We start from the raw sequence: 12,248 nt of genomic DNA on the forward strand, positions 1-12,248 counted from the left end.
ACCGGTCAACGTACGTCGACCAGGGTGTTCTCGGGGGCGGGTTCGGGACGCTGGGCCGGCCGTACCGGCCACCAGGTCCGCTCGCCGAGCAGCAGCAGCGCCGACGGCAGGATGAGCACACGGACGACGAACGCGTCGAGCAGGACGGCCGCCGCGAGCACGAAGCCGATCTGCTTCATCTCGATGATGTGCAGGAAGACGAAGCTCACGAAGACGGTCGTCATCACCACCGCGGCACTGGTCACCACGCTCGCCGAGCGCCGGACCCCGTCGAGCACCGCCTGCCGGGTGGGCGTTCCGGCGAGCACCGCCTCCCTGATCCGGCTGACCACGAACACCTGGTAGTCCATGGACAGCCCGAAAAGGATCACGAAGAGGAACAGCGGTACGCGCGAGCCGATGGAGCCGGTGGAGTGGAAGTCGAGCAGCCCCTCGGCCCAGGTGTGCTGGAAGACGAGGACGAGCAGGCCGAGCGCGGCCGCCGCCGACAGCAGGTTCAGTACGACGCCGATCAGGCCGAGGACGACGGAGCGGAACGCGTACAGGGTCATCAGGAAGGTCACCAGCAGCAACGCCCCGAGGACCAGGGGGAGTTTGCTGTTCTGGTGGGCGGGATAGTCGGTGTAGCGGGCCACGTCGCCGCTCACGCCGTACTCGGCGCCCGCGACCCGGCCGACGGTGGCGGGCAGGTAGTCGTCGCGGAGGCGGTCCAGGGAGTCGTACGCCTGCGGCGAGTCACCGAGGTACGGCACCCTCAGCTCCAGCGTGCTGAACCGGTGGTCGGCGGAGGTCCGGATCCGTGAGGCGCCCGCGAACAGCGGGTCGGCGTCGGCGCGTTCGGCGAGCTCGCGCAGCGCTGCGGTGACCTCCGCGGCGCGCGAGGCGTCGGCGCGTACGACGACCTGGTGGGTGACCCGGTGCTCCGGGAACGCGGCGTTGAGCCGGTCGTACACCCGCATCGCGGGGATCTCGCGTGAGTGCGTGTCCCGGCTCATCTCCGTGATGTTCAGGCCGGACAGCGGCAGGACGAGGGCGAGCAGGGCGAGGACCGAGGCGCAGAGAGTGGCGAGCGGATGCCGGGCGGCGGGCCGCAGCAGCGCCGTCCAGAACCGGCCGCCGTCCTCCGGCTTACGGGTCCGCCGGGCCGGCTTCCCGCGCTCCGCCCGCCGCCGGGCCCTGCGCTCGGCCCGCCTGCCGAGCACGGTGAGCAGGGCGGGCAGCGCGGTCAGCGAGCTGGCCACCGCGACCAGGACGACCACGACCGTGCCGGTCGCGAGCGAGGAGAAGATCACGTCCGAGGCCAGGTACAGCGTTGCGGTGGAGGCGACGACCGCGAGCCCGGACACCACCACCGCGTGACCCGAGGTCGCCGCCGCCAGCTCCACCAGCGCCTCCGAACTCAGCCGGCCACCCGAGCGGGCCCGCTCCTCCCGCTCCCGCTTCAGATAGAAGAGCGTGTAGTCCACGCCGACCGCGAGGCCGATCATGAGGATGACGTTCGTGCCCACCCCGGCGTCGGGGGAGAGATGCGAGGCGACCATCGCCAGCCCGACGGCCGCCGCGATCGACGACAGCGCCAGCAGCAGCGGTACCGCGGCCATGGTGAGCGAGCCGAACACGACCAGCAGGGTGACCAGCGTGACCGGCAGCGTGATCTTCTCGGAGAGCGCCAGGTCGTCGCCGCGCTGCTGGTCGACTCCCTTGCTGATGGAGGGACTGCCGGTCTCTTCGAGCAGCAGCTCCGGATGGTCCTTCTGTACGGCCTCGGTCTGCGCGACCAGCGCGTCGACCTTGTCCTTCGCGTCCCGTTCCTCGCCCTTGACGGACACCTCGACCATGAGGACGCGGCCGTCGGAGGACCGTACCGGGGCGGCCACGTCCGCGACCTCGGGCAGCCGCTTCATCCGGGCGGTGAGGTCCGTTGCGGCGGAGGCGGCGGCCCGCTCGTCCAGGGCGCCGGAGCGGGCCGAGATCAGCACCTGCTCGGCGGACAGGCGCTCCAGCTGCCCCTCGGCGGCCATGGCCTCGGCCCGGCCGGCCTCGCCGACCCGGTAGTCGGCCGTCTTCGCGCTGTTGGTGCCGACGGCACTGCCGGCTCCCAGGCACAGCGCCACGAACAACAGCCAGCCCAGGAGCGCCCGCCAGGGGTGCCGCGCGCTTGAGCGCGCCATGCGTACAGTCAGTGTTCTCATGCCCAAAAGCCTCGCTGAGCAGGGCAGTTGGGGGACACGGGTGCTCGGTTGAACTTGCCGTCCACCGATCGGTGGACACGGCGGGTGTGGAAAACCCCCACGCGTCACGTCCTCGCGGGGGTTTCCCTCGTGCCTGTCGGCGTCAGCTCCTGGCGCGCGCCCGCTGCCAGGCGTACCCGACGGCCGCCAGGACCAGCGTCATCCCGCCCGTCGAGTACAGCTGCACGCGGGTGTCGGGCTCGCGGGCCATGAGGACGAAGATCGCTGCCATGCCGGCCAGCGCCACCCAGGTCAGTACCGGGAACGCCCACATCCGCACGACCAGCTTCTCCGGGCTCTCACGCTCCACGCGGCGGCGCAGCAGCAGCTGGGAGACCGCGATGAAGATCCAGACGACGAGGATGACCGCGCCGATCATGTTCAGCAGCCAGGGGAAGACGTCATTGGGCCGCCAGTAGCTGAGCAGCACGCACACGAAGCCGAACACGCAGGACACGAGCACCGCGATCCGCGGGACTCCGCCGGACACCTTGGCCAGCACCTTGGGGCCCTGCCCACGCTCGACCAGGGAGTAGGCGATGCGCGAGGAGCCGTAGATGTTGGCGTTCATCGCCGACAGGAGGGCCACCAGGACCACGACGTTCATGAGCTGGCCGGCGCCCGGGATGCCGACGTGGTCCAGGGCGGCGACGTACGGGCCCTTCTCGACGACCTCCTTCGAGTCCCAGGGGACCAGGGTCACGATGACCGCCATCGAGCCGATGTAGAACAGCGCGATGCGCCACATCGCCGTGCGGACGGCGCTCGCCACGCCCTTGACCGGGTTCTCCGACTCGGCCGCCGCGATGGTGACCGTCTCCAGGCCGCCGTAGGCGAAGACGGAGGCGAGCAGGCCGATGATCAGGCCGTTGCCGCCGTGCGGGAGGAAGTCGGTGAGGTTCGAGGCGCCCGGGGAGTCCGTGCCGGGCAGGACCCCGGCGATCGCGAGGACACCGAGGATCAGGAACAGGGAGATCGCGCCCACCTTCAGCGCGGCGAACCAGAACTCGAACTCGCCGAAGTTCTTCACCGCGGCGAGGTTCGTGGCGAGGAAGACCACCATGAAGAGGGCCACCCAGGCCCACTCCGGCGTCCCGGGCAGCCAACTCGTGACGATCTTCGCGGCGCCCATGCCCTCCAGGCCGACGGCCGTGCACAGCAGCACCCAGAAGGACCAGCCCGCCGCGAAGCCCGCCCAGGGGCCGATCGCCCGCTCGGCGTGCGCGGAGAAGGAACCCGAGGACGGGTAGGCGGCGGACATCTCGCCGAGCATCCGCATCACCAGCATCACGAGGAGGCCGGAGACGGTGTAGGCGATGACGATCGACGGCCCGGCGGCGGCGATGCCCGCGCCGGAACCGACGAACAGGCCGGCGCCGATGACACCGCCGAGGGCGATCATCGAAAGGTGGCGCTGCTTGAGACCGTGGGACAGGGCGGAGTCGTCCGTCTGCGGGGGTGACTCGACTGCGGTGCTGCTGGGCATGGCGCGGCTCGTCCAGTGCGATAGGTGGGCAAAAACTCCCACAGTCTGGGCAGCCCGTCCGCTCACGCGAAGGGGCCGCCCAGTATCCGGACACCGGCTGTACGCAGGGTGAATCCGCGGTAATCCGCGGTTACGCCGCCACGGTCGTGTAGTGCGAGGCGTCCCCCTGGATCGAGTAGCTCTCCTTGCCCTCGATGCCGACCGGCACGTCACCGGCGACGGTCACCCGGTGCAGGCGGCGCGGCAGGCCGTCGTAGTTGTCGACGGCGTAGTGCTGGGTGATGCGGTTGTCGAACAGGACCAGCTGGTTCTCCGACCACCGGTGGCGCAGGATGTTCTCCGGCCGGGTCACGTACGCCTGCAGCAGGTCGAGGATCTTGCGGGACTCGCCCGGCGACAGGCCTACGATGCGCTGCGCGAAGCCGCCGATGAACAGCCCGCGCTCACCGGTCAGCGGGTGGACGCGGACCACCGGGTGGACCGTGCGGTACTTGATCGACGTGAACTGGGCGCGCTGGGCGGCCTGCTCCTCGTCGATCTCCTCCTCCGGTACGGCGTAGTCGTAGTCGTTGGTGTGCTCCGCCCACAGGGTGTCCGCGAGCCGGCGCAGCGACTCGGGCAGGTCGCGGTAGGCCGCCGCCGAGCTGGCGATCAGGGTCTCGCCGCCGTACGGCGGAATCGTGAGGCTGCGCAGGGTGCTGGCCTGCGGCGGGTTGAGGACGAAGGTGACGTCCGTGTGCCAGTGGTTGGCGGCCCGGCCGCGTTCGCTGTCGACGGGCAGCACGTTCGGGGCACCGTCGACGGCGGCCACTGTCGGGTGGGCGGTGGTGACGTCCCCGAAGCTGCGGGCGAAGGCCTGCTGGCCCTCGTCGTCGAGGCCCTCCGCGTCGAAGACGAGGGCCTTGTGGGCGTTGAGCGCCTCGCGCAGGGCGGCGGCGGTCTCCTCGTCGAGCGGCTTGGTGATGTCGACGCCGGAGATCTGGGCGCCGATGTTCGCGGTGACCTTGCGGATCTGGATGTCGGCCATGGCTGCCGTTCCTTTCAGACGAGTGCGGGTGCGACGTTGACGTACTGGTTGGCGGGGCGCGGGAGGCCGTAGCGCTCCCGCAGGGTCTGCCGCGGCCCGTATTCCGTGCGGAGCAGGCCGCGGGCGCGCAGGATCGGGACGACGTGGTCGACGAAGGCGTCGAGGCCGGAGGGCAGCACCGCGGGCATGATGTTGAAGCCGTCGGCGGCGCCCTGGGTGAACCACTCCTCGATCGCGTCGGCGACCTGCTCGGGCGTACCGGCGAAGGTGAGGTGCCCGCGGCCGCCGCCGAGGCGCCCGATGAGCTGCCGGACGGTGAGGCGTTCGCGCCGGGCCAGCTCCACCACGAGCGTGTAGCGGCTCTTCGCGCCCTCGATCGCGCTCTCCGGCGGCAGGTCGGCGGGGAGCGGGGCGTCGAGTTCGAGGGTGCCCGGCTCCAGGTGCAGCAGGTTCTCCAGGCGGCCCACCCCGTGCCTGTACACGATGTGGTCCTCCAGCACCTGCTCGGCGGCCCGGGCCTCGGCCTCTGTCGAGCCGATGACCGGGACGATGCCGGGCAGCACCTTGATGTGGTCGGGGTCGCGGCCGGCCTGCCGGGTACGGGACTTGAGGTCGGCGTAGAAGTCCTGCGCGTCCTTCAGCGTCTGCTGGGCGGTGAACACCGCCTCCGCGTACCGGGCCGCGAACCGCTTGCCGTCCTCGCTCGATCCCGCCTGCACGAGGAGCGGGTAACCCTGCGGCGTACGCGGCACGTTGAGGGCGCCCTCGACGCTGAAGTACGTCCCTCTGTGCCGGGGCGGGTGGATCTTGGCGTCGTCGCCCCAGACGCCGCCCGCCTTGTCGGCGACGATCGTGTCGTCCTCCCAGCTGTCCCACAGCTTGAGGGCCACGTCGAGGAACTCGGCGGCGCGGGCGTAGCGCTCCGCGTGGGCGGGCTCGGCGTCCAGGCCGAAGTTGCGGGCGGCCTCGGCGCCCGCGGTGGTGACGATGTTCCAGCCCGCCCGGCCGCCGCTGATGATGTCGAGGGAGGCGAACTTGCGGGCCAGGTTGTAGGGGGAGTTGTAGGAGGTGGAGGCCGTGGCGATCAGGCCGATGTGCCGGGTCGCCGTCGCCAGGGCGGTGAGGAGCGTGAGCGGTTCCAGGGCGCCCGAGGGACGCTGGCCCACGCTGTTCCACAGCTGGGGGCCGTCGGCGAGGAAGAGGGAGTCGAAGGTGCCGCGTTCGGCGATCCGGGCCAGGTGGACGTAGTGCTCCAGCTGGACGTGGGCGTAGGGGTCGCTCTCGGGGAGCCGCCAGGACGCCTCGTGGTGGCCGGTGTTCATCAGGAACGCGTTCAGGTGCAGGTGCCGGGTCATGCGTGGTCCTCCGTCACGCCCAGGGCGGCGAGCAGCCGCTCCCGGTACTCGCCGAGCAGCGGGTCCCGGTAGGAGCGCGGGTGTGGTCGGTCGATGGACAGGTCGAGGCCGATACGGCCCTGGTCGAGGACGAGAATCCGGTCGGCGAGCACGATCGCCTCGTCCACGTCGTGGGTGACGAGCAGTACGGACGGCCGGTGGCGCTCCCACAGCTCGCGCAGCAGGTTGTGCATCTTGATCCGGGTGAGGGCGTCCAGCGCGCCGAACGGTTCGTCGGCGAGGAGCAGTTCGGGCTCGCGCACCAGCGAGCGGGCCAGGGCGGCGCGCTGTGCCTCGCCGCCGGACAGCTCGTTGGGCCAGGCCCGTTCGCGGCCCTTCAGTCCCACTTCGGCGAGGGCGTCGCGGCCCTTCCGCGCCGCCTCCTTGCCGTCGAGGCCGAGGAGCACGTTGTCGAGGATCCGCCGCCAGGGCAGCAGCCGGGAGTCCTGGAAGACCACGGACACCCGTTCCGGGGCGGTGAGCTGACCGCTTCCGGCGACGTTGTGGTCGAGGCCGGCGACGGCCCGCAACAGCGTGCTCTTGCCGGAGCCGCTGTGCCCGAGCAGGGCGGTGAACTGGCCGGCGGGAAGGTCCAGGTCGATGCCGTCGAGGACAGTACGGCCCTCGAAGGACCGGGTCAGGCCGCGCAGCTGGACGGCCGGACGGGTCAGTTGCTCAGTGTGCGGCGCCACGACAGCACCCTCCGTTCGATGAGACGGACCGCGCTGTCGGAGACGAGACCGAAGATGCCGTACACCGCCAGGCCGACGAGGATGACGTCCGACTGGCCGTAGTTCTGCGCCTGGAACATCATGTAGCCGAGGCCGCTGGTGGCGTTGATCTGCTCCAGGACGACCAGGCCCAGCCAGGAGCCGGTCACCCCGAGCCGCAGCCCGACGAAGAAGCCGGGCAGCGCGCCGGGGACGACGACCTGGCGGATGAAGGCCCACCTCGACAGGCCCTGCACCTCGGCGAGTTCGACGAACCGGTGGTCGATGCCGGACAGCGCGGCATGCGTGTTCAGGTAGATCGGGATGTAGACGACGATCGCGATGATCGAGATCTTGAAGGTCTCGCCGATGCCCAGCCAGAGGATGAACAGCGGGATCAGACCGAGGGGCGGGATCGCCCGGTTGAGCTGCACCGTCCCGTCGATCAGCGCCTCCCCGGTCCGGCTGAGCCCGGACGCCAGCGCGAGCACCACCCCGGCGGTCAGGCCGATCGCGAAGCCGTACGCGGCGCGCTCCAGCGAGGTGAGGATGTCGGTGGTCAGCGTCCCGTCGGTCCACAGGTGGACGCCGGTCTTCAGGACCGTCCAGGGCGCCGGGATCGCCCCGGGGTCCAGCCGGCCGGCGGCGGACGCGGCGGCCCACAGGACGATCAGCAGGGCGGGGCCGAGGAGCCGGGTGGCGGGCAGCCGCCTGCCGGGGGTGAGGGCGCGGCGCCTGCGGCGCGCCCGCGGGGCTTTCTCGGCGACGACGGGCGCCGTACTCACGGTCGTGGTCATGGCGGCCGTCACTTCCGGTATTCCGCGGGTACGGACCGCGCGGCGATGCCCTCGAAGCGGTGGTCGAAGAGCGAGTCGACCTTGAACTCCTTCACGAAGCCGCCCTCCGCGAGCAGATCGGCGGTCTCCTGCTCCCACTTGATCGCCTCGGCCCAGCTCGGCGGGAACAGCGGCTTGTTGGCGAGCGCGGTGATCGACCGGGCCTGCGGGAGGGTCAGGTTCTGCGTCTTGACGTAGAACTCCTCGTTCCAGGTGTCGGGGTTCTCGTACTGCCAGACCTGGCCCTGCGCCCACTGCGGGATGTACGCGGCGACCGCGGCGGCCTTCGCGGAGTCGTTGAGCACCGAGACCGGCGCCCACAGCAGGTTGAGCAGGTCGACGACGTCGGTGGTGATGGTGCGGGCGCCCTTGGACTCGTACTGCTTCAGATAGGCCGGCGACTGGTTGTTGCTGAGCGGGGCGATGTCGACCTGGCCGGACTGGAGGGCGGTGAGGAACTGGTTGCTGGTCAGCGGGACGAGCTTGACGTCGTCGTACTTCAGGCCCGCCTTCTTCAGCGCCCGCAGCAGGACGACTCCTTGGGCCTGCCCCTGCGAGAAGGCGAGCTTCTTGCCCCTGAAGTCCGCGACCGTCCGGATGTCGCTGCCGGGCTTGGTGGCGAAGACGTAGTTCGGCCTGCGGGTGACATTGATCGCGACGATCTTGGCGTCGAAGCCCTGGTAGTGCGCCTGGATCGGCGGGATCCCCGCGTTGTTCGCCAGGTCCAGGGACTTGGCCCGGAAAGCGTTGATGACATCCGGGCCGGCCCCGATGTTCAGCCAGCTCGACACCGTGAACGGCAGCTTGGGCAGCTTCGCGAGCTTGAACTGGAGCTGCTGGACGTTCTGGTACGAGGCGATCTTCAGGCTGGTACCGGCCGGGACCTTGTCGGCGAGCGGGGCCGCCGAGGCGCCCTTGCTGCCGGTCGCGGCGCTGGATTCGGCGCAGCCGCTGAGGCCGGCCACAGCGGCTGCGGCACCGAGCACGGAGGAGAGGAAGAGACGTCGGTCGACACCGGACGCGGGCAGAGAAGGCATGGGAGTACTCCCTGAGTTCACATGGCACGAAAGCAGGCGAAATTCCGGGCAGAGTGGAATTCCGGACCGGAGAAATCCCGAGAAGGGGAAGGGGCGCAGGAGGAAGTAGGCGCTCTGGGCGCGTCAACGCGTCAGCAACAGAGGGTGCGACAGCTCCTGGGCAGGCTCATGAACAGGATGTTCCTGGCCATGCGCGACTCCTGTCAACATTCCGAGTTTCTGAATTAATTAAGGTCAGGTGGCGCAGCCAAAGGGTCCCGATAGAGCACGTCCAGAGCGACCGAACCGCCTGCCACGGCGAGCACGGATTCCGGGAAACTGGTCGGCGAAACGGACCCCGAACGGGCCGGGCCGACCTCCTCCCGCAGCGCGACGAGGCAGTCCTCCCGGTGCATGAACCCCACCTCGGTGACGACGACGCTCTCCGGGTTGAGCACGTCGAGCAGCAGCCCGACCGCCCGTCCGGTCGTCCGGGCCCGCTCCACCAGCAGTCGTACGGCGACCGGATCACCGGCGGCCGCGGCGGCGACCACGTGCATCGGGTTCACCCCGTCCACGACCCCCGCCTCCCGGGCCCGCCGGCACAGCGTCCGCTCGCTCAACTCGGCCTGGAGGCAGCCGGTCCGCCCGCAGGCGCACGGCTCGGTGCCGCCGGGGACCGGGAGATGGGCGATCGCCCCCGCCTGCGAGCGGGGCCCGTGGTGCACCTCGTCGTTGGTGGCGAACGCCGCGTCGACCATGTTGCCGACGAACAGGTGCAGCACGCTCCGGCTGCCCCTGGCCCGCCCGAACAGCCTCTCCGCGTTGACCAACGCCCGCGCGTGCCCGTCCACATGGACCGGCAGCCGGGTGCGCGCGCCGATCGCCTCCCGGACCGCCACCTCGTGCCAGCCCAGCATCGGGTGCTCGACGATGGTCCCGGAGTCCCGGTCCACCCACCCGCCGGCCGCGACCCCGACCCCCACGGCCCGGCTGCCCGGAGCCCCGGCCAGCAGCGCCCCCAGCCCGTCGGCGGCCCGCGCCAGCACCCACCCGGGATCCGTACGCTCGTGCTTCAGCCGCCGCTCCGCCACCACCCGCCCGCGCAGATCGAGCAGCGCGACCGTGGTGTACGGCACCGCCACATGCACCCCGCCCACCACGAACCGGGAGTCGTCCAGGTCCACGGGCACATGCGGGCGCCCCACACCCTTGGACCGCAGGGGCGCCGCGGCCTCGCGGATGAGTCCGAGCCCGGCGAGCCGGGCACAGTGGTCGGTCACGGACGCCGGGGACAGCCCGGTCAGCCGGGCGATGGTGCTGCGCGCGACCGGCCCGTGCTCCAGCACCGACCGCAGGACGACACTGGCGCTGGTACGGCGCCGGTCGCTGTCGGCGACACGGGGGACGGGGGACGTCAGGGTGGGTGCCGCGGTACGGGGCATGGGGCATCTTCCTCAGGGAGCCGGTCCGACACTGCGCCGTCTGTGCTGACGTGAGGCGCCTGCCGGATCGCTCCGCCGCCTCACCTGGAGAGGCGACAGGTGGCCGTGCCCTGGCGTCGCAGGTCGACATAGCGACGCGACGAGAAGTACCGGGCCTGGGCAACCATGCGTTCGAAGCTAGCAAAGCGGCCGACCGCTGCCCAGACGGCGACCGACGGGCGAGACGGCACCCACAGCGCCCCTCACCCGCATTGGCGAAACCCTACAGACGGCCGTGGCACCGCCCTCGTTGCCCGAACCACCCGACCTCAGTGACCGGCATCACGCCGTACCGCGTGTAACCAACGCCCTTTGTGTGAAGCCCACCAAGCCCCCGATCCACCCTTTGTCGGGCGCTGACGGTGATCACCCCGTGATCGCTGGGATAGCGTCACGATGTCCCTCGCTGCCCTCACCCCGCGGAGTCCCCATGAGCACCGCTGCCGCCACTGCAACCGCCCGCCCCGGACAGGTCCTTGCCGACCTCCTCCCCGCCTCCCGCGTCCGGGACATCGCCCTCGTGCTCGGCGGCGCCGCGCTCACCGGCCTCGCGGCCCAGATCTCGGTCCCCGTCCCGGGCTCCCCGGTCCCGGTGACCGGCCAGACCTTCGCCGCCCTGCTGGTGGGCACCACCCTCGGTGCCCGCCGCGGCTTCCTCGCGCTCGCCGTGTACGCGCTGGCGGGTGTGGCGGGCATGCCGTGGTTCGCCGACGGCACCTCCGGCTCCGCCGCGCCGTCCTTCGGCTACATCCTCGGCATGCTGCTCGCGGCCGGCGTCGTGGGCGCCCTGGCCCGCCGCGGCGCCGACCGCTCCGTCCTGCGCATGGCGGGCACGATGCTGCTCGGCGAGGCGATCATCTACGCCGTCGGCGTCCCCTACCTGGCCCTCGCCACCGGCATGACCGCCTCCGCCGCGATCGCGGCCGGCCTCACCCCGTTCCTGATCGGCGACGCCCTGAAGGCGGCCCTGGCGATGGGCGCGCTGCCCGCCGCCTGGAAGCTGATCAAGCGCTGACGCCGTAACTCCTGCGGAAGAGGTTCGCCGGGTCGCCGGGTCGTACCGCGACTTGAGCTCGGCGAGCCTCTTCGCCGTTTCGGCGTCGTACTGGTGGCCGCGCAGGGGCCGGGGCGCTCCCGCACCCCGGCCCCCGGTCACGCAATCCCCGCGCTCGCTCAGTTCTGCCGCGCGCGCGGCGACCGCCGCGACCACCACAGCCCGGCCGCACCCGCCGCGACGAGTGCCGTGCCGGCCGCGCCCAGCGGTAGGACGTCGCGTCCTACGCCAGTCTTGGGCAGCTCGTCACCCCCCGGCGCCACGGGCTGGTTGTCGGTGCCGAGCAGCAGCGGGGTGGCAGGGGCGTTCGGCGACGGGTTCGTCGTGCCGAACGGGACCGGCCCCTGCTGCCAGAAGGTCTTCTTCCCGTCGGTGGTCTGAACGGGCAGGCAGATCTTCCCGGTCTTGCTCAGGTCGTACGTCGCGGACACGTCGTACGACTTCGACTTGCCCGCCGCGAGATTGCCGACGGCGCAACTGAAACCGCTGTTCGAACCCGGCGGCAGATCCTTTTCCGCGATCGCCGAGCAACCCTGAACGTTCGTGACCTCGAGGCCGTCGAAACCGACCACCCAAAGCCTGATGTCGCCGCTTTCCTTGGTCCCTTCGTTCTTCACCGTGGCGGTAATCGCCGTCTTCTTCGAACTGTTGTCGACCGAGATCTTCTCCGGCAGCAGCGTGGTCAGCTTCACGCCCGCCGGTGCCTCGTCAACGGCCTTTCCCCCCTTGCTGCTGCCCGGTCCCTGGTCATCGGCGGTGGCCGTGAACGGAAGGATCATCACGGCCGAGAAAGATGCCGTGACCAGCGATCCCGCAATGGCCGTCATTCGGCGAGAACTCATGTTCGTCCCCCTTGGGTCCCCCTGGACTGCGCCTGAATCCGCAGTACTTGAAGAGGTACCACAAGATTTCTCCGCACTATGCTGGTACGGCACCAAGTGTGACCATTGTGTGTCAGGGGAGACCGACCGGACTGCCGGTGAGGGGGGTGCAGCGGATTGCAGGGGAAC

At 70.8% G+C, this 12,248-nt stretch carries 10 protein-coding genes; 1 reads left to right on the top strand and 9 read right to left on the bottom strand.

The window, feature by feature from the left end; all coding sequences use genetic code 11:
• Positions 1–5: 5 nt before the first annotated feature.
• The 8 genes from ABT114_RS08955 to ABT114_RS08990 all read right to left on the bottom strand — a co-directional run bounded on the left by ABT114_RS08955 (position 6) and on the right by ABT114_RS08990 (position 10,145).
• Positions 6–2,192: an MMPL family transporter gene (locus ABT114_RS08955; RefSeq protein WP_351140155.1), complete on the bottom strand. Its 2,187-nt coding sequence runs from the start codon at positions 2,190–2,192 to the stop codon at positions 6–8.
• A 142-nt stretch (positions 2,193–2,334) separates the two neighbouring features.
• A complete protein-coding gene (locus tag ABT114_RS08960) occupies positions 2,335–3,717 on the bottom strand; it encodes an amino acid permease (RefSeq protein ID WP_351140157.1) in 1,383 nt (460 codons plus the stop codon).
• Between the two features lie 130 nt (positions 3,718–3,847).
• Positions 3,848–4,744 (bottom strand): TauD/TfdA dioxygenase family protein, encoded by an 897-nt coding sequence (locus ABT114_RS08965; RefSeq protein WP_351140159.1) that lies wholly within the window; start codon positions 4,742–4,744, stop codon positions 3,848–3,850.
• 14 nt (positions 4,745–4,758) lie between these two features.
• Positions 4,759–6,099 carry an LLM class flavin-dependent oxidoreductase gene (locus ABT114_RS08970; RefSeq protein ID WP_351140161.1) on the bottom strand — a complete coding sequence of 447 codons (1,341 nt, stop codon included), beginning with the start codon at positions 6,097–6,099 and terminating at the stop codon, positions 4,759–4,761.
• Positions 6,096–6,830, bottom strand: coding sequence for an ABC transporter ATP-binding protein (locus tag ABT114_RS08975; protein WP_351140163.1), 735 nt, complete (start codon positions 6,828–6,830; stop codon positions 6,096–6,098). The genes ABT114_RS08970 and ABT114_RS08975 overlap by 4 nt, the downstream gene beginning before the upstream one ends.
• On the bottom strand, positions 6,806–7,645 hold the full coding sequence (locus ABT114_RS08980) for an ABC transporter permease (protein WP_351140165.1): 840 nt from the start codon (positions 7,643–7,645) through the stop codon (positions 6,806–6,808). Before ABT114_RS08980 ends, ABT114_RS08975 begins: the two co-directional genes overlap by 25 nt.
• An 8-nt stretch (positions 7,646–7,653) precedes the next feature.
• Positions 7,654–8,721: an ABC transporter substrate-binding protein gene (locus ABT114_RS08985; protein WP_351140167.1), complete on the bottom strand. Its 1,068-nt coding sequence runs from the start codon at positions 8,719–8,721 to the stop codon at positions 7,654–7,656.
• A 224-nt stretch (positions 8,722–8,945) separates the two neighbouring features.
• Positions 8,946–10,145, bottom strand: coding sequence for an ROK family protein (locus ABT114_RS08990; RefSeq protein ID WP_351140169.1), 1,200 nt, complete (start codon positions 10,143–10,145; stop codon positions 8,946–8,948).
• A 469-nt stretch (positions 10,146–10,614) separates the two neighbouring features.
• Here ABT114_RS08990 and ABT114_RS08995 point away from each other — a divergent pair, with 469 nt between their 5' ends.
• Entirely contained in the window at positions 10,615–11,199 is a 585-nt protein-coding gene (locus tag ABT114_RS08995) for a biotin transporter BioY (RefSeq protein ID WP_351140171.1), read from the top strand.
• Between the two features lie 158 nt (positions 11,200–11,357).
• Here the strand turns inward: ABT114_RS08995 and ABT114_RS09000 are convergent, their stop codons facing one another.
• Complete coding sequence (locus ABT114_RS09000) at positions 11,358–12,065, bottom strand: LPXTG cell wall anchor domain-containing protein (RefSeq protein ID WP_351140173.1); 708 nt, start codon at positions 12,063–12,065, stop codon at positions 11,358–11,360.
• Positions 12,066–12,248: the final 183 nt, after the last annotated feature.

The organism is Streptomyces sp. NPDC002088 (assembly GCF_040296605.1).
GTDB lineage: Bacteria > Actinomycetota > Actinomycetes > Streptomycetales > Streptomycetaceae > Streptomyces.